Source organism: Halomicronema sp. CCY15110 (assembly GCF_016888165.1).
Classification (GTDB): Bacteria; Cyanobacteriota; Cyanobacteriia; order Phormidesmidales; family Phormidesmidaceae; genus Halomicronema.
This window is the reverse complement of sequence record NZ_JACSWC010000421.1, coordinates 1-24,011: the sequence shown is the minus strand read 5'-3', so window position 1 is coordinate 24,011 and position 24,011 is coordinate 1. Positions and strand designations below refer to the sequence as shown.

The 24,011-nt window shown below is 56.7% G+C and carries 18 protein-coding genes; 14 read left to right on the top strand and 4 right to left on the bottom strand.

Translation table 11 applies throughout. The features are described 5' to 3' along the window. The first annotated feature begins 81 nt into the window (after window positions 1-81). The 3 genes from JUK32_RS22355 (at window position 82) to aroQ (ending at window position 2,090) form a co-directional block, all read left to right on the top strand. Window positions 82-1,338: a competence/damage-inducible protein A gene (locus JUK32_RS22355; RefSeq protein ID WP_204141085.1), complete on the top strand. Its 1,257-nt coding sequence runs from the start codon at window positions 82-84 to the stop codon at window positions 1,336-1,338. A 165-nt stretch (window positions 1,339-1,503) separates the two neighbouring features. Then, entirely contained in the window at window positions 1,504-1,635 is a 132-nt protein-coding gene (locus JUK32_RS28125) for a hypothetical protein (RefSeq protein WP_255538347.1), read from the top strand. Between the two features lie 2 nt (window positions 1,636-1,637). Continuing rightward, a complete protein-coding gene (gene aroQ, locus JUK32_RS22350; RefSeq protein WP_204141084.1) occupies window positions 1,638-2,090 on the top strand; it encodes a type II 3-dehydroquinate dehydratase in 453 nt (150 codons plus the stop codon). Window positions 2,091-2,307: 217 nt separating this feature from the next. Here aroQ and JUK32_RS22345 read toward each other — a convergent pair whose 3' ends face one another. After that, window positions 2,308-2,697: a DUF3110 domain-containing protein gene (locus tag JUK32_RS22345; protein ID WP_204141083.1), complete on the bottom strand. Its 390-nt coding sequence runs from the start codon at window positions 2,695-2,697 to the stop codon at window positions 2,308-2,310. Window positions 2,698-2,928: 231 nt separating this feature from the next. On the opposite strand from JUK32_RS22345, the gene JUK32_RS22340 reads away from it, so the two are divergent. The 3 genes from JUK32_RS22340 (at window position 2,929) to JUK32_RS22330 (ending at window position 9,862) form a co-directional block, all read left to right on the top strand. Next, window positions 2,929-8,244 (top strand): translocation/assembly module TamB domain-containing protein, encoded by a 5,316-nt coding sequence (locus tag JUK32_RS22340; RefSeq protein ID WP_204141082.1) that lies wholly within the window; start codon window positions 2,929-2,931, stop codon window positions 8,242-8,244. Window positions 8,245-8,255: 11 nt separating this feature from the next. Beyond that, window positions 8,256-8,897, top strand: coding sequence for a signal peptidase I (gene lepB, locus JUK32_RS22335; RefSeq protein ID WP_204141081.1), 642 nt, complete (start codon window positions 8,256-8,258; stop codon window positions 8,895-8,897). Between the two features lie 479 nt (window positions 8,898-9,376). After that, a complete protein-coding gene (locus JUK32_RS22330; protein WP_204141080.1) occupies window positions 9,377-9,862 on the top strand; it encodes a DUF4383 domain-containing protein in 486 nt (161 codons plus the stop codon). A 372-nt stretch (window positions 9,863-10,234) separates the two neighbouring features. Here the strand turns inward: JUK32_RS22330 and JUK32_RS22325 are convergent, their stop codons facing one another. Together JUK32_RS22325 and JUK32_RS22320 are read right to left on the bottom strand one after the other, a co-directional pair. Next, on the bottom strand, window positions 10,235-13,942 hold the full coding sequence (locus JUK32_RS22325) for a CAAX protease (protein WP_204141079.1): 3,708 nt from the start codon (window positions 13,940-13,942) through the stop codon (window positions 10,235-10,237). A 167-nt stretch (window positions 13,943-14,109) separates the two neighbouring features. After that, complete coding sequence (locus JUK32_RS22320) at window positions 14,110-14,256, bottom strand: hypothetical protein (RefSeq protein ID WP_204141078.1); 147 nt, start codon at window positions 14,254-14,256, stop codon at window positions 14,110-14,112. A gap of 54 nt (window positions 14,257-14,310) precedes the next feature. Between JUK32_RS22320 and JUK32_RS22315 the strand changes: the two genes are divergently transcribed. Further along, window positions 14,311-14,739 (top strand): DUF2267 domain-containing protein, encoded by a 429-nt coding sequence (locus tag JUK32_RS22315; protein ID WP_204141077.1) that lies wholly within the window; start codon window positions 14,311-14,313, stop codon window positions 14,737-14,739. Window positions 14,740-14,822: 83 nt separating this feature from the next. On the opposite strand, the gene JUK32_RS22310 is transcribed toward JUK32_RS22315, so the two are convergent. Then, window positions 14,823-15,023, bottom strand: a complete 201-nt coding sequence (locus tag JUK32_RS22310) for a hypothetical protein (protein ID WP_204141076.1) — start codon at window positions 15,021-15,023, stop codon at window positions 14,823-14,825. A 239-nt stretch (window positions 15,024-15,262) separates the two neighbouring features. Here JUK32_RS22310 and JUK32_RS22305 point away from each other — a divergent pair, with 239 nt between their 5' ends. The 7 genes from JUK32_RS22305 to JUK32_RS22275 all read left to right on the top strand — a co-directional run bounded on the left by JUK32_RS22305 (window position 15,263) and on the right by JUK32_RS22275 (window position 23,430). After that, on the top strand, window positions 15,263-15,640 hold the full coding sequence (locus JUK32_RS22305; RefSeq protein WP_309224609.1) for a hypothetical protein: 378 nt from the start codon (window positions 15,263-15,265) through the stop codon (window positions 15,638-15,640). Between the two features lie 96 nt (window positions 15,641-15,736). After that, window positions 15,737-16,504 (top strand): DUF3153 domain-containing protein, encoded by a 768-nt coding sequence (locus JUK32_RS22300; protein ID WP_204141075.1) that lies wholly within the window; start codon window positions 15,737-15,739, stop codon window positions 16,502-16,504. Window positions 16,505-16,738: 234 nt separating this feature from the next. Next, window positions 16,739-17,173: a lactoylglutathione lyase gene (gene gloA / locus JUK32_RS22295; protein WP_204141074.1), complete on the top strand. Its 435-nt coding sequence runs from the start codon at window positions 16,739-16,741 to the stop codon at window positions 17,171-17,173. 453 nt (window positions 17,174-17,626) lie between these two features. Continuing rightward, window positions 17,627-20,308 carry an ATP-dependent chaperone ClpB gene (gene clpB / locus JUK32_RS22290; protein WP_204141073.1) on the top strand — a complete coding sequence of 894 codons (2,682 nt, stop codon included), beginning with the start codon at window positions 17,627-17,629 and terminating at the stop codon, window positions 20,306-20,308. A gap of 49 nt (window positions 20,309-20,357) precedes the next feature. Next, complete coding sequence (locus JUK32_RS22285) at window positions 20,358-21,203, top strand: endonuclease/exonuclease/phosphatase family protein (RefSeq protein WP_239112952.1); 846 nt, start codon at window positions 20,358-20,360, stop codon at window positions 21,201-21,203. Window positions 21,204-21,318: 115 nt separating this feature from the next. Then, window positions 21,319-22,749, top strand: coding sequence for a cardiolipin synthase (gene cls / locus JUK32_RS22280; RefSeq protein WP_204141072.1), 1,431 nt, complete (start codon window positions 21,319-21,321; stop codon window positions 22,747-22,749). Between the two features lie 39 nt (window positions 22,750-22,788). Beyond that, window positions 22,789-23,430 carry an HAD family hydrolase gene (locus JUK32_RS22275; RefSeq protein WP_204141071.1) on the top strand — a complete coding sequence of 214 codons (642 nt, stop codon included), beginning with the start codon at window positions 22,789-22,791 and terminating at the stop codon, window positions 23,428-23,430. Window positions 23,431-24,011: the final 581 nt, after the last annotated feature.

Sequence of the window (24,011 nt, the reverse complement as noted above, 5' to 3'; positions counted from 1 at the left end):
CGTCTCAGTGCCCTACATCATGACATGGCTTGACCACCCTGTTGGGACGTGAACCTATCGGCATCGGGAATAGCAAAACCCATGAAGGGAAGTGCGGAAATTATTTGTATCGGCAGTGAATTACTGCTTGGCGATATCACCAACACCAACGCCCAGTTTTTAGCGCAGGCGTTGGCCCAACTCGGCATTCCGCACTACTACCAAACGGTGGTGGGCGACAATCCGTTGCGCATTCAGCGGGCGGTGGCGATCGCCTGCGATCGATCCCGTTTACTCATCTTCACCGGGGGGCTCGGCCCGACTCCCGATGATTTGACCCACGAAACCCTGGCCGACTTTTTTGGCTTCCCCCTCGCCGAGCGCCCAGAAATTTGGGCCGATATTCAGCAAAAATATGCCCATCGAGGACGTGAAGTCGCGCCCAGCAACCGCAAACAAGCGCTGTTGCCTCAAGGGGCGGCGGTACTCCCCAATCCCGGCGGCAGTGCCCCTGGCATCATCTGGGAGCCGCGTCCGGGACTGGTGGTGATGACCTTCCCTGGCGTTCCCAAAGAAATGCACACCATGTGGCGCGAAACTGCTGTGCCCTACCTGCAAACTGAGGGCTGGGCGGCTGACCCGATTTACAGTCGCACCCTCAAATTTTGGGGCATCGGCGAATCTAACCTGGCGGAACAGGTCGATCACCTATTTGACCTGGAGAATCCCACCGTGGCCCCCTATGCTAGCCAAGGCACGGTGAAATTACGCGTCTCAGCCCGAGCCGCGACCGCAGACGCCGCCACCGAGCTCATCCACCCCATTGCCGCAGAAATCCTAGAGATTGCTGGTGAGCACTACTACGGCGATGATGACGAAACTTTAGCGACCTCTGTGGGGGCGCTCTTACAACAAAAAGGGCAGACCTTAGCCGTCGCAGAATCTTGCACAGGCGGCGGCTTAGGCCAGATGCTCACAGCGGTGCCCGGCAGTTCCAGCTATTTTATGGGCGGCATTATTTCTTACGATAATGCGGTAAAAACCGGACTGCTGGGCGTGCAGCCTGATTGCTTGGCAACAGAAGGGGCCGTGAGTGATCCGGTGGCCTGTCAAATGGCGGCAGGGGTGCGGGCACGTCTGGGTACCGACTGGGGCATTAGCATTACTGGCATCGCTGGCCCCGGTGGCGGCACCGATGAGAAACCGGTTGGCCTGGTTTATATCGGCATTGCGGGGCCAGACCGTAGCGTAGTCAGTCATTCCTTTCGCTTTGGTAACTTGCGGGGACGCGACTGGATTCGCCATCTGAGTTGCTGTTCCGCCTTGGATCTCCTGAGGCGATCGCTACAGGCCAGTTAACATTTGCTTTAACATTTGCTGAAGGTTGATCATTTGCTGATATCGGCTATCATCATTAAAGGATGCTTTTGAGGCTAAATAGCTAATCAGGCCCATATCCCTCGCCTGGTTGGTGCTTAGGTAGTCGTCACATGCGCATCTAAAGCCGAGACGGAGAGCGCCTTCATGGATATTGAAAAGGTTTTGGACAAGCTAAAAGAGTGGTTAAACCGATTAGCTGATGCTCTTTTTGGCCCCCAAGCCCAGCCTGAATCCGAGCCCATTCCCGTGCCAGTTGATGATCGCCGCATTCGCTAGGCGTGACTCAGCAATCACTCAACATATTAGTTCTACACGGGCCTAACCTTAATTTATTGGGCCAGCGTGAGCCTGGCATTTACGGCCTCAAGACGTTAGGCGGTATCAACCAACTCCTGCAGTCTCTTGCTGAGGAGCTTGGCGTTGATTTATCGATAGAACAATCGAATCACGAAGGTGTTCTGGTGGATTTAATCCAGAGCACCTTTGAGGTTTTTGATGGTTTGTTGATTAATCCTGCGGCCTACACTCACACTAGCGTTGCGATCCGTGATGCGATTGCAGCAGTTGCCATTCCTACTGTCGAAGTCCATCTCAGCAATATTCACCAGCGCGAGGCATTTCGTCACCATTCTTACATTGCCCCCGTCGCGATCGGGCAAATTTCAGGTTTTGGCGCTGAGAGCTATCGTCTCGGATTACAAGCTCTCGTCACCCACTTGCGCACGACGTGAACTGAATCCCTCCAACATCTCGGTTTCTGGCATTCAGGCTCGTGAATAGCTGCGCGCTCGTTCCTATGGCCGTGTCATTCTTTGTGGTAATGCCTCGGTTCACAAAGATGGACTCATTAAAGCACTGATACAACCGGCGGGCTGTCACTGCTATCCAGCCACGACCGTTATCGGGATGTGATGTTATCGCCAATCCCCAATCGCGATCGCTACGGGATTAGAGCAGTTTTTCCAACCGCTGGCGAATATCGTCAAGTTCTTCATTGGATAATCGCGATTCATCCGCCGTGGGGGGCACTTCTTCCACATATTCACCGTCAGGATCCCAAGCCATTTCTTCGACCGCACTGTCGGGCGGTACCATCAATGATCCCGATGGAATCAGCCGCAAATCGAAGCCGGCCTCTTCGCAGAACTCTTCGATTTCGTCTTGCTCAAACGCTTCGATATCCGGCGTCGGAAAATCCTGCGCCTCTAACATCAGACCAAAGCGAGTCGCATCATCCTCATTTTCAAACATGAGGACAGTGTTTCGGCCGTTGGCCTGTAACGAGTGAATTCCCTCGTTGTCAGTCCCCGCGTTAAACAAGAGCACATAGACTTGCATGAGTCTTTAATCCGTCGATCATCCATAAGCGTTAATTTTAAGTATCTTAATGGGCAGCCAGATCATTTCAATGCGGGACCACCGCAAATTTATCCAGTCGTCGATCCAGAAGGCTGCTAAATCTTGCCCAACCTTGGTAATGTCATGTTGGCGATTGGTGTATTCGAGTGAGCATCTCAGGGCGGCCAGGCCAAACAGCGGCCCTGAGCAGACAGCACAGGTGTGTAGGCCATGAGCAACGGGTCATCCCCAGAGCCACAATCGACTCCTCAACAACAGCGTCGTCGCCTCTGGACGACGACAGGACTGGCGATCGGGGCGATCGCGACTCTGAGCCTTGGGGGAGTGGCGATCGCGGTCTGGCAGTTTGCCCACGAAACGCTTTCCCCTTGGGCATCGGAATATTTGACCGAGGCGCTTGATCGGCCCGTAACCCTAGGGGAAGTGGAGCGCATCTCGATTACCGGGGTGCAGTTTGGGCCGTCGGTCATGCCCCCCACCGCCACCGATCCCGATGAGCTGTATGTCGAGACCATCGCCGTCCGGTTTAACCCGATTAGCCTACTGTGGCGGCAAGTCAACCCACAAATCACCTTGACCGGCGTTCAGGTTTACATCGAACAAGATGAACAAGGTAATTGGGTCGAGGTTGAGATCAACCTGGATGACGATGAAGACGACGATGGGGGCGAGCCGTTCATCCGGGTGAATCCGACAGTGGCCTTTGCCGACAGCGAAGTGCGGCTGTTGCCCTACTTAGGCCCAGAGGAGCCGCCTCAGGTATTAACCCTCAACGAAATCAACGGCACGGTCTCGGTGCAAACAGTCGTGGTGGATGATCCCCGTGCCGGGGACAAACCTCATTTAGATGCCCAGGAAATCACCCTAGACTTCAGCTCTCGTCCCGAAAATGCTGGGGATTTAGATCTCAGCGGCGTGATTCGGCAGTTGGATTACGGAGAAAATGCATCCCCAAATCTGCTCGACTCCCTGGAGGCTAACCTGGCCGTGCAGGCCCAGGCGATTGACTTAGCGGCGTTGTCGCCTTTGGTGTTTGCCAGGGCTGGGGAAGGTCTGCCCCTGGTAATGACGGCGGGGCGGCTCAACGGCAATGTGGAAGCGGAACTGATCCCGTTTGCTGCGCCCCGGCTAACGGGCACCGCCAGCCTCGAAGATGGCGAGTTGTCTATTAATGGTCTGGCGACGCCATTCTCGGAGATCAACACCCAAGCCCGATTTCAGGGCAATCGGGTGGTTCTCGAAGACACCACAGCGACCTTTGGCGATTTGAGAGCCCAGGCTAGCGGCACCATCGATCCCCGCAATGGCTACAACCTGACGGGGGCGATCGCGCCGGTGACTCTCGAGAGTATTGCCGACACCTTTAACTTTGAGTATCCCGTGGCGATGGCGGGGACGCTACAGGCCCCGAGTGTAAAACTCACGGGGCCGCTGGCAAAACCCACCGTGACGGGACTGGTGGAAACCGTGGACGGTGGCCGCATCGACCAGGTGGAGTTTGCGCGGGTGGCGTCTGAGGTTACCTATAGTTCCGGCGGCTTCCAGTTTGCCGACCTGGTGGCGAATCCCCGCGCGGGGGGCGAATTAACCGGCAATGGTGAGCTGCGGTTTGGGCGACCTGTGGCGATCGCGTTTGATGTCCTCGGCACGGATCTGCCAGCGGATGCGATCGCCCGTCTCTATGGCTTGCCCGACGACGTTGCCATTGGCACCCTGGCCCTAGAAGCCGACATTGCGGGTCCCGTCAATGATCTCAATGGCGTAGTCACGTGGGATGCCCCCAACGGCACCTACCCAACTCGGGGCACGGCTGAAATTGAACGCAACGTCCTAACGCTGCGGCGGGCCGAAATTGCGGGCGGCACCGTCACGGGGGTGGGGCGACTCACACCGGGGCAATGGACGGCAGACGTGCAGGCGCAAGGGCTGCAATTGGGCTTCTTTAATGCCGCGCTGCGCGGAGTGACGGCGGGGGGGGAGGTGCGCCTGGGGGGCAGCACGCGCAATTTTTCGCTCGCGGGACTCCGGGGCGATGGCGACCTAGCCGCGACGCTGGCTGGCGGCACGCTGAACAGTACCTTTAGCCTGGCGAATGGCACCTGGCAGGCGGACGGTCGGGGCGACAATTTGCAACTGCAACAGCTGTCGCCGGATTTGCGCGGCACCGGGTCGGCAACCTTTCAGCTGGCAGGCAGCTTAGCCAACCTGTCGCCCACGGCGATCCAAGGCCGGGCCAATGTCCGGCTGTCCGATGGCTTAGCGACGGCGCGGGTGCTGAATCCGGCGTTGGGGCGATCGCCCGCCCCCCTGGACGCCAGTCTGGCTTGGGATGGTCGTCTACTACGCATCGATAGTTTAGAAACCGGCGGCCTGTTTGCCAGTGGCACCGTCACGCCGCAGCTCTCGGGGGCGGGCGCGCCCAGCATTGCCGCGATCGACCTGAACCTCGCCGCCAACAACTATAACCTGGCGACCCTGCCCATCAATTTTCCACCCGCCCTGGCGCTGGCAGGCATTGCCAACTTGCAGGGACGGTTGACCGGCAGCCCCAACAATTTGAATTTTGCCGGCGATTTGGCCCTGGCGAACCTGGCCCTCAACGATTTAGTCTTTGACCCGCGCTTATCTGGTCCGGTGACTTACGCCAATCAAGCGGGCTTGGCGGTCGAGTTGTTAGGCAACAATGACCAAATTACCGCGACCTATGTGCCCCAAACTCGCCAGTTGAATGCGGAAATTCGCGCTGGGGAGGCGATCGCCACCGCCACCACCGAAGGTGACCTGCTGCAAGCCCAGCTTTATAACTTCCCGATTTCAGTGCTGAATATCCCCGCTGAACCGGCGGCCTACGGCTCACTGCGGGGGCGGGTAGACTTTGCCAACGCGAGTATCAATCTCCGCACGGGGGACGCGATCGGTCAGTTTGATGTGGAATATCTCGGGTTTGGCTATTTGAATGTGGATCGGCTGTATGGCGGCTTTCGCTATGCCGATGGCGTAGCCCAGCTCGATAACGGGCAAATCGTCATGGCCGATCGCAATGAACGCGGGCAGGCGATCGCCACCCGTACTTACAATGTGTCCGGTCGCTATAGTCTGGGGCAAACCCCTCAACTGGTCGGCACCTTCTCGGCGGAAGCGGGCGAACTGCGTGACCTCTTAAAAATGCTCCAGATTCAGGAACTCGCAGACTTTCGCCGGGGACTGGCACCCAATGAAGGCTTCATTCCCGCCTCCACCCTGGAAGCAGCCAAAATTTTGGCGACCAATCCCGTCGGCAGCCCCAACGACACCCTGCTGAACCAACTGCGGCGACTATCGGAAATCATCGAAATCCAAATTCTGGACGAAATTGCTGCCCAAGAAGCCCCCATTCCACCGCTGAGCGAGTTGGAGGGCAGCTTTGCGGGTCGCGTTAATGTGACCGCGACCCTACCCGCCGATCTCCGCGCCACCTTTGACCTGGCGGGCGAAAACTGGACCTGGGGCCCGGACATCAGCGCCGACCAGATGGTCGCCCAAGGGAGTTATCAAAATGGGCTGGTCACCTTTGCCCCCTTGCAGTTCAACTCTAATGAGGAGGGCGGCCTGGCCTCAGCGGCCCTCACTGGCAGTTTTTCCCTCGATCCGCAAGATCAGACCGCACGAGAAATGCTGCTAGAAATCACCAACGTCCCGATCAGCAATCTTGAAGACTTTGCCAATTTGCCCTTTGACCTCGATGGCCGCCTCAACAGTACCGCGACTTTGGGCGGTCGCCTGGGCAACCCCCAGCTCACCGGGCAACTGGAAGTGATTGACGGCACCCTCAATGGCACCGCCATTTCCAACACGACGGCGACCTTTTCTTACCTCAACGCCCGGGCGGGCCTGGACGCACAACTGTCGTTAATTGGGGCGGATGATCCCCTGACGCTGACGGCGGCGGTGCCCTATCGATTAGGATTTGTGGACATTGAGCCCGCCGACCAAAGCTATTTGCTACGGGCCAATGTCAAAAACGAAGGCTTGGCATTGCTCAATTTGTTTACCCAGCAAGTGGCCTGGGAAGACGGTCAGGGTGAAGTCATCCTCGACATTGCGGGCGATTTGCAAACCAACAATAGTTTGCCTGAGACATTTCAAGGGCTGATCACCCTAGACGATGCCACCATTTCGGCCAGTGCCCTGCCGGTGCCCATGACGAATGTCACCGGGCGCGTTCGGCTGGTGCCCAGCATTCAAGCGATCGAAGTGGAACAGCTCACCGGACAATTTAGCGAAGGGCAACTCTCAGCTCGTGGCCTGTTTCCCCTGCTGCTGCCGCTCGATACGTTGGCCGACTTTGCGGATGACGCCGCCGCCCCTGAGGAAGATGAGGACGCCTCGCCGCCCACCGCGATCGCCCCCGACGAGCCGACGACGGCTGAAGCAGCGAGTCCCCAATACCAGCCCCTGACGTTAAATCTCGACAATATTGCCCTCGACTTGCAGGGACTCTATGAGGGGCAGGTGAATGGCGAAATGCAGCTAGTCGGCAGTTTACTGCTGGGGCCCCAGCTCACTGGAGCCATTGACTTATCGGGTGGCACCATCACGATTCCCGAAGGGAGGGGCACCACGCCCCCGGCGACGGTTGAGAGAAATGGGGGAGACAGCATTTTTCCGCCGTTCGCGTTTGCGGATCTGCGCATTTTGCTGCGGCGCGACATCAATATTGTGCAGGGCAACTATCTCAATGTGAACGCCCAGGGTGGGATGCGGCTAGACGGCACCCTGTCAACCCTGCGCCCCACCGGCACGATTCAGCTGCCATCGGGGCGCATCGGCCTATTTGCGGTGGAACTGCGGCTCGCCGGTGATGACGATCGCGCCGATTTTCGCGGCTCTTTTGATCCGCTACTCGATGTGACCTTGCAAACCTCATTACCGGAAGCCTCCTCATCGGGTGTGCAGGTCACCACCAGTCCCTTTCCCCGCAATGAAGTGCCAGACAACACCACCCTGGAAGCCATTGGCCTGACTCAGCAAGGCAATCGGTTAGTGCGCATTAACGCTCGTTATACCGGCCCCGCCAGTGAACTCGCCAATCTCACGACCGATTCACGCAATTTAACCCTCCGCAGTTCGCCCCCTCGCTCGGAGGGCGAAATTGTCGCGTTGCTGAGCGGCAACGTCATTGGTGCGATTGATGCCCTCGGCAGTGATAACGCCTTGACGGGCATTGGTACGTTTGTCGGGTCGGCGCTGTTGAATACGGTGCGTGATTTTCTGGGCGATACCGTGCCCATCAGTGAGGTGCGTCTATTCCAAGTGTCAGACGGGACGGGTGGCGTCAACGAGGGATCTGATATTGGCGCAGAAGTGGGGTTTGAAATTAGCCCCACCATCTCGGTTTCAGTATTGAAGGTGTTGACGAATGATACGCCGTTTCAGTTCAACACTCGCTATCGCCTCAGCGATGAATTTGTCCTGCGGGGCACTACCAGTTATGAGGACTTCCGCGATCGCACCGGCGTCCTGTTAGAGTATGAGACGCGGTTTTAAGCGATGGTGTGATGAAGTCTAAGCCCGATGAGTTATCGACAACTGAATCCTCAGAGGACGCCGCCACGCCGCCCCCACAACCGCTGTGGCGGCGTTTGTGGAAGGGTCAGCGCGAAAATATTCAGATTCTCGCGATCGCCCTCGTCATTGCCGTTTTTTTGCGCATCTTCATTGCCGAACCCCGGTTTATTCCCTCCAATTCCATGGAGCCGACGCTGCACGTGGGCGATCGCCTCCTGGTCGACAAAATTTCCACCCGCCTGCACCCGCCCCACCTGGGCGACATCATCGTCTTTCAACCGCCGCCGCAGCTGCAGGAATATGGCTATCGGGGCGATCAAGCCTTCATCAAACGGGTGATTGCGACCCCCGGCGAAACCGTCACCGTCAGCGATCATCAAGTGCTGGTCGATGGGCAGCCCCTGCAAGAAAGCTATACCCTAGAGCCGCCCGACTATCTCATGGGCTCCATCACAGTGCCCCCAGGTGGCCTCTTCGTGATGGGCGACAACCGCAACGACAGCAACGACTCCCACGTGTGGGGTATCCTCCCCCAAGACAACATCATCGGCATCGCCCGGTTTCGCTTTTGGCCCCTCTCCCGCGCCGGTTCTGTGTCTTTAGCAACGCCCGATCGCCTTGGGGAATCTTGAGGGCGATCGCCAACATCTCGCAAAAAAACACAACCAAGGAAGACCTGGCGCTCACAATATTTCAAGGTCATCTCCGCTTGAAAAGAACGACCACCTCAGCATTGTCGGCTATGCACAGAAAATTAACTTTGGCCTCAGCACAAACGTCGAGTAAGGGACTTGCGCGCAAAAAAGATCCCCAGGAACCGAGTTTCGACTCCGCTCAACTCTCGATACTGGTAGGTTGAGCGAAGTCGAAACCGGATTGAATCGGTACTTTATTTAGTTGCAGATCCCTAAGTTCTTTCCCGCCATCTACTTCAACCCCTGACTGAACAAGCACTTGAGCAGATAATCACGCCTCTCGGCAGCGTCAAGTCAGGAGAGTCGTCTATCCGTAGCCGTAGATCCAGTTACTTCTTTCAAGGGAAGTTTATTCTCTAGCCGCTTGCTAAATTTTCAAGTAGATGAAACATCACTTGTCGAGGTTAGTTAAAGTTATGAAAACTACCCCTATGAAAACTGCCCAAAAGTTTGCCTTAGTTATCGGGATTGTCTATGTCGTCATCGGAGCGATGGGGTTTGTGCCTGCCTTAGTGGGTCACCCAGGCACTGATGCTGCTATTAAGCAGTATGGCATTGCGGCAGAATATGGTTATTTGTTAGGCATTTTGCCAGTGAATGCGCCCATTAACATCATCCATATCGCAACTGGACTGATTGGCATTGCGGCTGCGATCTCGCTAGACAGTTCCCGCTTCTTTTCCGGACAACTGGGCATCTATTATGCCGCCCTTGGCCTGCTGGGAACTATTCCATTTACCAAGACGGTCTTTGGCCTGTTTCCACTGTTTGGATTTGATGTCTTGTTGCACGGTGTGACTGGTTTGCTGGGTATTTATTTCGGCTTCTTTGTAACGCCTTCGCTGCTGACGCTGTTCAAACGTGAATTAAAGGAAGATGCGACGGCGGCTGAAATTCTTTAGGCAGACTCTATGAGTTCTGAACAAGCCCATAGATTCCTGGTTTGCGAAGGCTGAATTAGTCGACTACAGTGCCCCCAGTGCAGTACCGCATTGGGGGTATTTTCACCATTTCACACCTCATCATCTGATGATTTTGTTGCTGGAAATTGCTTAATCATCTGATGATTTCGTGACTGGAAGTTTTTTAAGTCAGTTCGACAGATGCCTTTTGCCCTCTCTCCAAACCTCTCTCCCAAAGGGAAAAAGGCTTCAAACCCTGATGCCCTGGTGAGAGGCTTGCAAATGCAGAGGACTCTGCGAAAATTTTCAACGTTTCGGCGAACTCACGTTTTTTTAGACTCTTCGGATTGCAGAAATTGCTCGGGAGCAACTTTAGAGCGTCATCGGGGCGATGGGTTCGATATCGGGGTCGTGGCCGCCGACTTGGTTGGTGCGCAGAATCCAGGCGGCAGCGCCATAGTCGAGAAACTTGCGGGCAACGGTGTCGCTGGCTTTGCGGGGTAGCAGGGTGCGCCAGCTGGTGATGCCCGTCATCAGGTTTTGCAAGGGCTTGTCTTCGATGGTGCTGCCTAGGTTAAAGGCGTTGGTTTCCCAATCGGCGCGGGTTTTGCCAAAGGGTCGCAAGGCTTTTTTGAGGTCATGGCCGAACTGGGCGAGTTCGGCAAAGCGTGCGGCTTGCTCGGGTTGGGTTTGCGCCCACTGCCGCAGCTGTGCTTCGTTATCGCCAATATCTTCCACAATTTGCTGAATGGCGGCAAAGAGGGCTTGGTTGGAATCCTGGGAACAGTTATTGGCGGGGCCAACGTAGGTGGCTCCGGTACCGTCACCGATGCGGTAGCGGGCGGTCATGGCCATCAAAAAGGCTTCCATCCGGCGCAGGGGCGATCGCTGATCGGCGGCGACCAAGCCATACCCTTCGGTAAAGCAGGCCAGCTTGAGCACGATGTCGCAGGTGGGACGATTGCCTAGCCAGCCGAGTTGACGGTGGCCGAGGTAACGCGACCAGTGCAGGGTGCCCGCCACCAGGCCATCGGTATTTTGGGTGTAGACCTGGTAATAGCGAATATCGAACCGCAGTTCATCCGCCAGTGGGTCGCGCATTACTTCAGCCACGCCAAAGGCGAAGTGACCAAAGAAAATCGGGGTGGCCGCAGCGGGTTCTTTTTTCGCCCCACCGATGCCGCCGTAGGTATGTAGCACCAGGGCGCGATCGCCCTCCCGCCAATCCTCAATGGCGGCTTGAATCGCCGCTGAAGAACCGTTGTCGCGCGGCGTGCCTAAGACGGAAGAAACGTGCCCTTTCTGCGCCGCGACATTGGCCCAGGTTTCTCGACGAATGTGGCGATAGGTCACTTTGGGGCCAAAAATGACGCGATCGGGCTGGAGGCGCATGAGCGATCGCGGCATCCACGCCTGCACCACAAACTGCCCCGCCACATCCTGAGTACCGTAGACGTACCACCCCTGTTCATTGCAGGGCGATTGTTCGACACGGTGGGTGGTGGAAGGGTAACTGCCGTAGTCTTTGGCGATGAGCACCGGGGGCGTGCCCATTAACGTTTCCGGGCCATCAAAGCGGCGTGTAGCCCGGTTGAAATGGCGCACCCGATATTGGTCGGTGCCCACTGGCGCGATGAACTGCACTAGGGCGTAGTAGCGACCGCTGACCTCGACAGGTTGCTCCTGGGTGTAGAGGGCAGTCTGACCGGCTGAGTCGGTGCGCACGGCGATCGCCTCCAACATCACGGTGATGTCATCAACCGGATGTCCGGCAGCTAAGGATTCCAGCGGATCGACCTGTCGCCAACGATTGATGCGATCGGGCAGCACCATGCCGCCAAATTTACTGTTGTATTCGGCGTCGGCGCTAAAGTTCACATCCCGCGTCACAGCTTTGACGAAATCTTGCACCTCGGGCTGTTCTAGGTTCCACCGCAGGGGCACTGTTTGACCGACGAGGTGAGCATAAGCGGGCGGCGCATGGTGCAATTCGATCAGGGTGCCTTTGACCTGCGATCGCGCCTCTTTTGCGGGCAAAATCAAGCGTCCTAGCCACGGCCCAACCGGTTGATATAAGGCTGGATCAAGGGATTGGGCAATGGGAAAGTAACCGGGCTGACACAGCAGCGACTCCCGATACAGGGTGTAGTTGCTCGGTTTCGCCGGGGCGATCGCCTGATCACTCGTCAACTCCCCTTTGAGGATGGTGTTGATCGTGTCGATGGTTTGTTGGAGCGAGCTGCGCCCATCCGCCAAGATGACCTGGGGATCCAGGATGCCACCGGGGACGTTATGCCCCACTGGCCCCAGGGAGATCAGGGTGATTTTGCCCAATCGTTTGGCCCGATTCCAAAACGACAGAAAAAACAGTTTCCACCGACCGGGAAACATGATGGTTCCCATCGGCTCCACCACGTCGCGATCGCCCTTGAGATGGTGAAAGTGCTCCAGCTGCAAAAAGTTGTTGTTGGCACTCATGACGCCCCCGAGGGAAATCACGTCGATGGGGGCCGCGATCGCCCGCTTGAGAAACGGCGCACTGGCACCAGACATTTGGCCGCCGCCGCTGTAGCCAATGAACGTGACCGGGGTACCGCTGCCTAACCGATAGCCATTTTTGAGCAGACCGCTGAAGACAATTTGCGCGATGCCCTGGTTATACAACGGCCCATAGCGCTTATCCGCCGACACCCCGACGATCAAAATATTGCGGATATTCACAATCAGCCCCAGGATGCTGGCGGGGTTGGCGAACCGCAGTTTGTCCGCATAGCGCCAAAAGAAGGACAGGGTGCGGTCTTCGTCCAACGGGCGATTCATCACAGAGTAGGGCATGATGCCCCGCACCAGCGCCACATCGTCCGGTAGCTGAGGGGCCAGGGCATCTAAAAACGTTTCCACATCGGGCAAATATTCAAAGCTGGAGATGCCAATGCCGTCTAAATAGACCACATACCGCTGAATCTGCTGCGTATCCGCCACGGGGCGTGCCAAATCCCCCGTATTCACCGTGGTGTTGACCTCATCGTCAAACCAACCGGCCCACCAGCCGAGGGTCTCTAGCGGGGCCAACAGACCCGCTACAATCACCGCGACAATGCCAATCCACGTGAGTTGCAGCACAAACCGCAGCAGCGTCGGCAATTGCCCAAACCAGCCAAACCACCAGACCCGAACGGGTTTTAAAAAGGCTAAGACCACCAGGGTCAAGATCACCATCAGCGCCACCCCGAAGAGGGTTCTCAAGAGTTGTCGCGGGCTCCGCTCTGCGCCTTTCGTCACGGTCGGTTGGGCGGTCACGGTGGTGACCACTTCGCCTAAGCCCACGGTCGCTGGCGGTACCGGGTCGGTGGAGTCGGCCACGGTGACGGGCCCGGTTGTTTGCAGTTCTGGTTTGACGGTGTTGAGGGTGTTGAGGTGCGATTCCACTTCGGCTTTGAGTTCCTGGGTCGACGCTTCGACGCGATCGCGAAAATGGGCCGTCAGTTCGTCGCGATCGGTTTTGAGATCAACCCCCGCCACCGTGTCAGCCAGCCAGCGCGCAAAAGCGGCGATCGGGCGACCAATCGTTTGCTCAATAATTTGCAGCAGCACCCAGCCAAATCCGACATACCCAAATGACTCAGGCAGATTGAGCCCCGTCACCGCCCCAAACCCCACCACCATGGCGAGGAGATGCCAAATCGAGAGGATATTGAGAAGGGGTTGCCCGGCGTAGGGCAGCGCGCCCAAAAAGCTAAAGAGCAGCGGCGCATAGGCGGCCCCCAGCACAATCACCAAGGTGCTAAACGAGAGCTGCACCGACCAGGGCAGCAGCGTAATGAGCCAGGTCGCCCCCACCAGGGCCAAAAACCCACCCACAAATAACACCGCACTGATGAGCAGACTCAGGAAAAAACGTAGCGGTTTAACCTGATTAAAAAAGAGAATGGCGCACTGGCCAATGCTGCGCGACAACCCCGCAAACAGCACGATGAGCAAGGCCAACTGCACGCCCTGGGAGAGGGTTGCCGCTACTCGGAAAGCTTCGCTATTCAGGGCAAACACATAGCCAATGACATACCAAAAGCGATCGAGCATAGAGATGAGTCCTTTGGCAACAGGGGCGATCGCAGTGCCCGCCCCCGAGTTACCCCAAACGCTGCAACACAATAAAGCAAAAATACCCTGTTGTGGTGGTCAACCGATTCACCTGAGCGGTTTTTTGATAAGTCGTAGCAGGATGCCTGGCCCGTTCCGCCCTGGGCCTAGGCCATGGCCGCGATCGCCCTGCGGCAGCCGATGGCCCAGATGCCACCTTTGAACTGAGTGACAGTGCCCCAGAGAAAAATTTCGTAGCGGCTATTACAAAAGTTAGGCGGCGCTCCGGTGGGGACGTGATAGCATCGCCACAAGCCCCACGGGGCTGCAATTATATCGTCTGTGAATCAACGGAGGTTTTAAGCGTCATGGCCGAAAGTTTCAGCGCAACCGAGCGAGCTTTTTATGAAAAAGTTATGCAACGAGCCAGCTTGCCCGATATTTACGACGCCAAGGATCTCACTACGGTGGTCTTTCGGACGATGCGCGACTTGATGTCGACCGACACCGACCAACAGACGGAAGCGGCCTTCAAAAATGCCGACATGGCCGATATCTGGCGGGACGATAATCCGATCGTGTCGTTTCTGAGTCGGTTTCGCCCGCCGCTCGAAATTGATTCGGAATTGTTTCTCCGGCGGATTAAGCAAGAAGGCGGCGTGCCCAAAAATGTCACGCCTGAAGCGGTGGTGATTGCGGTCTTTTCGACCGCGCGGGAATCCATTTCCGATGAGCAAGCCAAAGAAATTAGCAAGACCTTACCCGATGGCCTGCGGGTCATGTGGGAGCAAATTTAGTCGCTCCCTGGTGAAGCAATGGTCGCCGCGATCGCTCCGTTTTAAGTAGAAAAAACGAGCGATCGCGGTTAGTTTTTTCCGCCCTAACCATCCGGAAATTGCCAACAAGAAATCGTTTCCACATCGGTGCTGCCGCAAGTGCATTGCACGTTATGAGCCGAAGCTACCCACTCGCGATCGCACTGGCGGCAATGACAAAAGACATTGTTATCGTCAGCCTGCCGCAGGCCAAACTGCCATCGACGTAACTCTTCCGGGTTGAATTGCGGTGATGATGGCCCCATTCTTGATCCTCAAACCTGCCTCGCTTGGCATTCTATCCGGCTTTTTGAATTTATCTCATGTCGCAATATCAACGCTGTGCTGCTGCTCTATGCCCAGCGTTACTTAGAAATCCATCCCAGGATGGACAGTTCGAGAGCATGATTTACCCCCATTAGCGGACGCTCACAGCAGCTATTTTGCTGATAATTAAGTTAATGAGTTTTTCTAAGTTAGCGACTTGCTGGAATGAATCTTGTCGGTGCATGGAAAGATTCATGATTGCCGTAATGGAGTTAGCAAATATATGGCTACTCAAACCCCCGAACAACTTCCTAAGTTACCGAGTGCTGATCAGCGCGATGCCTACGAAGCTAAAGTTAATGCTGAATTGGATAAGCTGAATGCTCGCATTGAAGAATTTAAGGCGAAGGCCGATCAAGCCAAAGCGAATGCTGAGATCAACTATCACAGCACGTTAGAGGAGCTCACCAGCCGCCGCGATGCCTTGCTCGCCAAGTGGGAGGAAATGAATAGTGCTGGCGAAGCTGCCTGGCAGGATCTTCAAACCGGTTTTGAAACCGCTTGGAACGAGCTGGCAAAATCTTTTGAAACTGCGACTCAGCACTTCAACAAGTAGCATTTCATCTTTGGCAAACATAGCTTCGCGCCAGTTTTGCCCAAGGCTCAGTTTGCGGGACGTGCCTGACACGTTTCCCCAGGCTGAGCCTTTGTTGTGTTGCCAGCCCGCATCACCGATAATGCCTGTGACCATTGCGAGCTAGATAAATTGATGATGCGCGGCTTCAAACTCCTTGGGCGGCTAGCCATGCTCGGCTGCATGTTGCTGCTGACGGGGTGTCTGCAATATGACCTCAACATCCAGTTCGACAGTCAAACCCACGGTCAACTGGTGCAGCAACTGCATTGGCGTGGGGCTGAAGTGATCACCCATCCCGACTGGGCGCAGCGGCTGAACGAGTTGCGCGATCGCACCGCCGCCGTGGATGGCACCATTCGGTTTGTGGATGAGCAAACCCTCACGATCACCATTCCCTTCAACAATGGTGCCGAGCTAGAGCGCAAATTCAACGACTTCTTTAAGCCTGAAACGATCACTAGCGGACTGCTCAGCCTGCCCAGCGGCGAAACCATCACCGCACACTTGTCTTTGCGGCAGCACAACTGGTTTGGGGTGATTTTCAACCATGTGGATATCCAGGTTGATCTCACCGCTGTGCCTGACCTGGCGGCGACCCGACTGCCGTTGTTGCAGGGGCAGCAGCTACTGGTAAGCAACGTCAGGTTGACCGCGCCCTGGGTGCGATCGCCCACGGGTGAGCTGACCCATTCAGAACAATGGGCACTGGTGCCTGGAGCACTGAACGACATCACCGCTGACTTTTGGGTGCCCAGCCCCATCGGCATCGGGGCCGCCGCGATCGCCCTTCTCGTCCTCATCGGCTACGGCCTCAAATACTGGCTCCGCCTCGGTAAAAGCTAACGAACCGCCGCGATCGCTTGCCACCAGGGGACGGGTCCCTGGGGGTCTAGGGGACGGGTCCCTGTCGGCCTCACCGATGTGGTTCAGGTCAGCCAAGGGACCCGTCCCCTGATTTGCCGCCATCGGTATGGATTTCATACAACACCCTGCCACCCTCACACCCTGCCACCCTCACACTCCCCCAGGCTTCTCCCTATACTTTTAAACAGCCGTTGAAACATAAGAGGTGAACTGATGAGAATGCTACACACCATGCTCCGCGTCGGCAATCTTGACGAGTCGCTGAAGTTTTACTGCGACATTTTGGGCATGCAGCTGCTGCGCAAAAAAGACTACCCCGGCGGCGAATTCACCCTGGCCTTCGTCGGCTACGGGGACGAGTCCGACCACACCGTGTTGGAACTGACCTACAACTGGGGCACCGACCAATACGACCTGGGCGACGCCTACGGTCACATTGCCCTCGGTGTGGATGACATTTACGGCACCTGCGACGCCATCAAAGCGCAGGGGGGCAACGTCGTCCGCGAACCTGGCCCCATGAAGCATGGCTCCACCGTCATCGCCTTTGTGCAAGACCCCGACGGCTACAAAATTGAATTGATTCAACTCGGCACCCAGGGCTCGGTGAAGAAGTCGGAGGAGCCAGCAGTCCAGGCGGTTGGGTAGGAGGGTGTGAGGGTGTGAGGGTGGCAGGGTGTGAGGGTCGATGTTGAGTCAGGAATTTTGGCTCGCCGACACGACTGGGAAGGTTAGCCGTTTTTATCGCAATCCGCAGTCAGGTGCCGACAGGCAAGGGGCTTAAGCCCCTTATTCTCAAGCCAGAGAGATGAACGGCACTATCTGCGCGACGCGATCGCATGAGAAATCAATGGTTTCGGCTCTTGTTCCGGCGGTAGAAACGCTCATTCTGTCGATTAACCTGCCCAGTCGGCTCGCCTAACTCGCATCATCGCGACCCCAGCCCTCTGGGCAGGCTAACGCCTGAGGAGTGGCTTCGCCAACGCCAACCCACCCAGCTACCCTCATACCCAGCCACCCTTCTGCCCCCTTTCAGATACCCTGATACACTGAAGTACTTAGGAATTTCTACTTATCCCCGCTCGCTATATTTACCCCGTTATGCAGCCCACCGACCCGGATAAATTCACGACCAAAGCATGGGATGCGATCGTCGAAGCCCAAACGGTGGCTCGCCGCTACAACCATCAATATCTCGAAGCCGAGCACGTCATCATGGCGTTGCTAGAGCAAAAAGATGGCTTGGGGAACACGGTGCTGCAAAAAGCCAGCCTCAATCCAGAAGTGCTGCTGAAAGAGCTGGACACCTTTGCCAAACGGCAGGCGCGGGTGCGGGTTTCCGCCGATAGCAATTTGTATTTGGGCAAAAGTCTCGATCGCATGCTCGATCAATCCGAGGCGGCGCGGCTCGACATGAGCGACAAGTTCATCTCAGTGGAGCACCTGCTGTTGGGCTTTGCGGAAGATGAACGCATCGGGCGGCGCTTGCTGCGGGGCTTTGAGGTGAGCACTGCTGAGTTGGTCACGGCGATTAAAACTATTCGCGGTAGCCAAAAAGTCACCGATCAAGACCCAGAAAATCGCTACCAAGCGTTGGAAAAATTTGGCCGCGACCTAACCGAGCTGGCGCGGGAGGGATATCTCGATCCGGTGATCGGACGCGATGAAGAGATTCGCCGAGTGATTCAAGTCCTCTCTCGCCGTACCAAAAATAATCCAGTGCTGATTGGGGAACCCGGTGTGGGCAAGACCGCGATCGCGGAAGGACTCGCCCAGCGCATCCTCAATGGCGACGTGCCCGAATCGCTGAAAAATCGTCAACTGATTTCCCTCGACATCGGGGCGCTAATTGCCGGAGCCAAGTATCGCGGCGAGTTTGAAGACCGCCTGCGGTCTGTCCTGCGGGAAGTCACCGAGTCCGACGGACAAATTGTCCTGTTTATCGACGAACTGCACACCGTCGTCGGGGCGGGGGCGGGGCAAGGCACCATGGATGCGGGGAACCTGCTGAAGCCGATGTTGGCACGGGGCGAACTCCGCTGCATTGGCGCGACGACGCTGGATGAGTACCGCAAGCACATCGAAAAAGACGCCGCTCTCGAACGCCGCTTTCAGCAGGTGTATGTTGAGCAGCCCACTGCCGATGACACGATCTCCATTCTGCGCGGTTTGAAAGAACGCTACGAAGTGCACCACGGGGTGAAAATTGCCGACTCGGCGCTGGTGGCGGCGGCGGTGATGTCCGATCGCTACATCAGCGATCGCTTTTTGCCGGATAAAGCGATCGACCTGGTGGACGAAGCCGCTGCCAAGCTCAAGATGGAAATCACCTCTAAACCGGAAGAACTGGAAGTCATTGATCGCCGCCTGATGCAGCTGCAAATGGAGCAACTGTCGCTAGAAAGCGAAGACGCCTCCTCCGGGGCGGCCTATCGCACCGCTCAGGAACGGCTGGCTCGCATCAAAGAAGAAATTACCGATCTGTCAGAGCGTCAGGAACAATTCAGCGGGCAATGGCAGACGGAGAAGCAAACCCTGGAAGCCATCAACGCCTTGAAGGAAGAAGAAGAGCATCTGCGCCTCCAGGTGGATCAGGCCGAACGCGCCTACGACCTGAACAAAGCCGCCCAGCTTAAATACGGCAAGCTCGAAGCCGTGCAGCGGGAACTGGAAGCTAAAGAGGCCCATCTGCTAGAAATTCAAGCCCAGGGCAAAACCCTGCTGCGGGAACAGGTGCTGGAAGCGGACATTGCGGAAATTGTCGCCAAATGGACGGGCATTCCGGTCAACCGCCTGATGGAGTCCGAGCGGCAAAAACTGCTGCGGTTGGAAGGCCACCTGCACGAGCGGGTGATTGGTCAAGAAGAAGCCGTTACTGCCGTCGCAGCGGCGATTCGTCGGGCGCGGGCGGGCATGAACGATCCCGGTCGGCCCCTCGGCTCTTTCCTCTTTATGGGGCCAACGGGGGTGGGTAAAACGGAACTGGCGCGGGCGCTCGCGGCCTTCATGTTCGACACCGAAGAAGCCCTGATTCGCATTGACATGTCGGAGTACATGGAAAAGCACGCCGTCGCCCGCCTTGTCGGTGCGCCTCCTGGCTATGTCGGTTATGAAGAGGGCGGCCAGCTTTCGGAAGCGGTGCGGCGTCACCCCTATTCCGTCGTCCTGCTCGACGAAGTGGAAAAGGCCCATCCCGACGTGTTCAATATTTTGCTGCAAGTGCTGGATGATGGCCGCATCACCGATGCCCAGGGGCACCTGGTGGATTTCAGCAACACCATCGTGATCATGACCAGCAACATCGGTAGCGATCACATTTTAGAGGTGGCGGGCGACGACGATCGCTACGACGAAATGCGGGATCTCGTGCTCAAGGCGCTCCGTAGCCACTTCCGGCCCGAGTTCCTGAACCGAGTGGACGACCTGATCCTCTTCCATCCCTTGCTCCAAGCGCAATTGCGCTCCATCGTGTCGATTCAAGTGCAGCGCATTGAGCAGCGGCTGGCAGCCCAAAAACTGTCGCTGTCATTGTCGAAGGCGGCGATCGACCACATCGCCAAGGTCGGCTATGACCCCGTCTACGGTGCCCGCCCGCTGAAACGCGCTATTCAAAAGGAACTGGAAAACCCCATCGCCACCAAGATTTTGGAAGAAGCGTTTCCGGAAAGTGGCACGATTCAGGTCGGGCTTCAAGGCGGCAAGCTGGCCTTTACTTGCAAGCCTGACAAGGCGGCGATCGCGGCTCCCGTCCCTGAGGACGAGCCGACGCCCGTGGAAGCCTGACCCGCCGCCAAAATGACACAATCGTGGGTATGTACTGCCCCCAGCTAACATGTCTTCACTCAGCGATTTGTGTTCACAGTTATGGCCCTTCGATGCAGCGGCGATGCGCGATCGCTTTAGCCCCTCCTTTGAGGCCGTCATCGAGTGTCAGCAGTTTTCGCGCACGGTGTTAGATCCCGCCTCGATCGCGGTGGTGAATTGGAATATTGCTAAAAATAACCATCAAGCAGAATGGTTGGCCGAGGCCGAAGCGATCGCTCAGCGATACGATCCCGACCTGTTCTTTCTGCAAGAGGTGCGCATTGCCTCGCCGGAACTGGCTCCAGTCCCCTTTGCTGATCACGGCTGGCATTTTGCGCCCAATTTGCGTGATTTGCACACCCGTCATGCCTTTGGCGTGTTGACGGCGGCCAAGGTGCAGCATCTCGACCATCAGCACCTGCATACTCAACATTACGAACCCGTCTTCAATACGCCCAAGGTCGCTCTCATTACCGAATATCCCCTCGTGACCCGTTCGCAAACCCTGGTGACCGTAAATGTCCACGGGCTGAACTTTGTGGACACGGGCAAATTTCAAGCCCAGTTGCAGCAATTGGCTGACCACATTCAGCACCATCCGGGGCCGATGATTGTCGCGGGCGATTTCAACACCTGGAACAGACAACGGATGACGTTGCTGCGATCGCTGATGACGCAGTTAGGCTTAGCGCCGGTGCTGTTTCCCCAAGCGCACGATCGCCGCCTCAAGCGATTTCTTTGGTCTGACCCGCTGGATCACATTTTTTATCGCGGGTTAGCGGTGCGGCCCGGCAGCGCCCAAGTTCTGCACAAGTTAAAATCTTCTGACCATGTGCCCATGGTGGTGGAATTTTACGCGGTGTCATCGCGATAAGTCCCCGCTGATCGCTGGGGAAGACACTGTCCCCAGGGTTCTGTCCGTTGCCTACCGGGACAGCGCGGCCATCACCGCCCCGATTTTGATCGCCCGTTCCTGACTCCGAGCTGCTATGCAACTTACCGCCGTCATCAGTGTATTCGTCCTCTTGGTGCAACTGTTGGGGGTGCTCAATGCCGCCCACGCGGTGATGAATGTGCGATCCTCCCAGAGTGCGATCGCCTGGAGCATCGCCCTGATCACCTTTCCCTGGGTGGCGATGCCGCTGTATTGGATTTTGGGCCGCACCCGCTTTCGCGGCTATCCCGAAGCCATTCGTCGGGCCAGTGCGGAGTATCAGGCCAAGATTTCTTACATTCAGCAAAATCTGGCTCCCTATGTCCAGCCTTTGCCAGCGGTCGTCAAACCATTAGAACAGCTCATCCGGACGCTAGCGAGGGTGCCGTTTACGTCCCACAATCAGGCCCAACTACTCGTCAACGGCGAGGCGACATTTGCCGCGCTGCTACAGGCCATCGCCACGGCTCAGAGCTATATTTTGTTTCAGTTTTACATCATTAAAGATGATGCAATTGGTCGGGAGGTGATGGCGGCTTTAAGGGCCAAAGCGGAGCAAGGCGTTCGGGTTTATCTGAGCTATGACGAAATTGGTTCTCATCAGCTGCCGCGATCGCTCCCGCAACGGCTCCAGCAAAGCGGCATTCAGGTCACCGCCTTTCGCAGCACCAAAGGCCTCCGCAACCGCTTTCAACTCAACTTTCGCAACCACCGCAAAATTATGGTCGTGGATGGCCGCATCGGCTTTGTCGGCGGCCTCAACATTGGGGATGAATATCTGGGGCGCGATCGTCGCTTTGGCTATTGGCGCGATACCCACTTAAGCCTGCAAGGCCCCGCCGTTCAGGGCCTCCAAATCTCCTTTCTGCAAGACTGGTATTGGGCCACGGACACCATCCCCGAGGTCAACTGGCAAGTGACCCCTGCGCCCCACACCGCCGAATCGGTCTTGATTTTGCCCTCTGGCCCGGCAGACGAGTTGCCCACCTGCACCTTGTTTTTCAACAGCGCGTTCAATCTGGCCCGGCAGCGCTTGTGGATTGCCAGCCCCTATTTTGTGCCGGATGAAACGACCCTGTCCACGCTCAAAATGGCGGCCCTGCGGGGGGTCGATGTGCGGATCCTGCTCCCCGCTCACCCCGATCATCAAACGGTTTATCTCTGCTCGTTTTCCTATTACAACGAACTACAACAGGCGGGCATTCAGGTTTACCGCTTCCGCCAAGGGTTCATGCACCAAAAGGTGGTGCTAGTGGACGACACGATCGCTGGGGTGGGCACGGTCAATCTTGACAACCGCTCCTTTCATTTGAATTTTGAGGTAATGGCGTTTGCCCTCAACGGCCCCTTATTAGCCCAGGTGGAAGCCATGCTGTTAGACGATTTTGCCAATTCCGATCGGGTGGATCTGAGGGAATACGATCGCCGCTCCCTGGGGTTTCGCCTGGCCGTGCGGGCCGCCCGGCTCATGGCCCCTTTGCAGTAACCTTGCCCGCATGTCGCCGCCTCATTGTCTTGTTGCTCTATGCATCTGCTGTTTGATCTCGACGGTACTCTGACAAATCCCTATCAAGGCATCACCGCCTGCATTGGTTATGCCTTGCAGCAATTGGGACAACCGCTCCCCGCTGAGAGCAGCCTCAGCGAGTGGATCGGCCCTCCCTTACAGGATTCCTTTGTCGCCGTGTTGGGTAATGCAGAACAAGCGGCTGAGGCGGTCAGGCTCTATCGCGATCGCTTTGCGACCGTCGGATTGTATGAAAACGAAGTCTATGAAGGCATTGCCGCGATGCTGGCGGAGTTGGCGCGATCGCCCCACACGACCTGGGTTTGTACCTCCAAACCACGAGTCTTTGCCAAAAAAATTGTGGCGCACTTTCAACTGGCATCGTTTTTCCAAGGCGTCTATGGCAGTGAGTTGAACGGTGATCGCGTCCATAAAGCCGACCTGATCGCCCACTTGTTAACCACCGAGGGCATTAGCCCTGAAGCTGCGGTCATGATTGGCGATCGCCGCCACGACATCCATGGGGCCAAGCACAACGGCGTGCGGGCGATTGGCGTGACCTGGGGATTTGGCACGGTGAATGAACTGACGGCGGCTGGAGCCGATTGCCTCTGCCATGAGCCCAGCGATTTGATGGCGCAAGTGCGATCGCTCCTGTGAGCGAGCGATCGCGACTGCGACCCCGCAGGCACGGGCATCAAGTCCGACGGCACTGAATAGCAGAATGCAGCACAGCCGCTGATCAGCCCCGCCCAGATCAAGGCTTTGACCATGGTGCGCGGCCCGGTGATGAAAGCGCGATCGGCAGTCGCTAGACGCTAACCACAGACAGCCTGGGCCAACAACTTTCCTCTCACCGTACCTTTAAGTTTTTGCGGCAAACCGGATCTTCCGCGACAGCCTGGGGAGCTTTAAGGTATCTGTTTAGCGTCAAGCGACTGCTGATCCCCCTAAAGCCCTCCGGGCATAGCTGCGCTAGCCAAAGGGGGGAATCTTTGTCTAGGGGGAAATCTGAAAGAGCCCCTTTTTCAAGGGAGCGGCGACAGCGGGGAATCCCATGACCCAACTCAACGAAAGCGACTTCCATCTACCTTATAATCCTGCTCTCATCCCCAGAGCCAAGGAACTTTGAAAAAACATGACTCCAGCCGAAAAAAAGCTGTGGTAAGTAGCTGGGCCGAATTAAACGTCGAATCAGTCGAACCAGTCGCTGATTTCGACTCCGCTCAATCAGCTAGGTT

What these genes read in the sequence shown, in the direction of transcription:
- JUK32_RS22345 (WP_204141083.1), bottom strand. Translation starts at nt 2,697, where the DNA reads ATGCAAGTCTATGTGCTCTTGTTTAACGCGGGGACTGACAACGAGGGA.
- lepB (WP_204141081.1), top strand. Translation starts at nt 8,256, where the DNA reads ATGAAGTCTAAGCCCGATGAGTTATCGACAACTGAATCCTCAGAGGAC.
- JUK32_RS22325 (WP_204141079.1), bottom strand. Translation starts at nt 13,942, where the DNA reads ATGCTCGATCGCTTTTGGTATGTCATTGGCTATGTGTTTGCCCTGAAT.
- cls (WP_204141072.1), top strand. Translation starts at nt 21,319, where the DNA reads ATGCAACTTACCGCCGTCATCAGTGTATTCGTCCTCTTGGTGCAACTG.
- JUK32_RS22340 (WP_204141082.1), top strand. Translation starts at nt 2,929, where the DNA reads ATGAGCAACGGGTCATCCCCAGAGCCACAATCGACTCCTCAACAACAG.
- JUK32_RS22275 (WP_204141071.1), top strand. Translation starts at nt 22,789, where the DNA reads ATGCATCTGCTGTTTGATCTCGACGGTACTCTGACAAATCCCTATCAA.
- JUK32_RS22285 (WP_239112952.1), top strand. Translation starts at nt 20,358, where the DNA reads ATGTCTTCACTCAGCGATTTGTGTTCACAGTTATGGCCCTTCGATGCA.
- JUK32_RS22310 (WP_204141076.1), bottom strand. Translation starts at nt 15,023, where the DNA reads ATGGGGCCATCATCACCGCAATTCAACCCGGAAGAGTTACGTCGATGG.
- JUK32_RS22330 (WP_204141080.1), top strand. Translation starts at nt 9,377, where the DNA reads ATGAAAACTACCCCTATGAAAACTGCCCAAAAGTTTGCCTTAGTTATC.
- clpB (WP_204141073.1), top strand. Translation starts at nt 17,627, where the DNA reads ATGCAGCCCACCGACCCGGATAAATTCACGACCAAAGCATGGGATGCG.
- JUK32_RS22315 (WP_204141077.1), top strand. Translation starts at nt 14,311, where the DNA reads ATGGCCGAAAGTTTCAGCGCAACCGAGCGAGCTTTTTATGAAAAAGTT.
- gloA (WP_204141074.1), top strand. Translation starts at nt 16,739, where the DNA reads ATGAGAATGCTACACACCATGCTCCGCGTCGGCAATCTTGACGAGTCG.
- JUK32_RS22355 (WP_204141085.1), top strand. Translation starts at nt 82, where the DNA reads ATGAAGGGAAGTGCGGAAATTATTTGTATCGGCAGTGAATTACTGCTT.
- JUK32_RS28125 (WP_255538347.1), top strand. Translation starts at nt 1,504, where the DNA reads ATGGATATTGAAAAGGTTTTGGACAAGCTAAAAGAGTGGTTAAACCGA.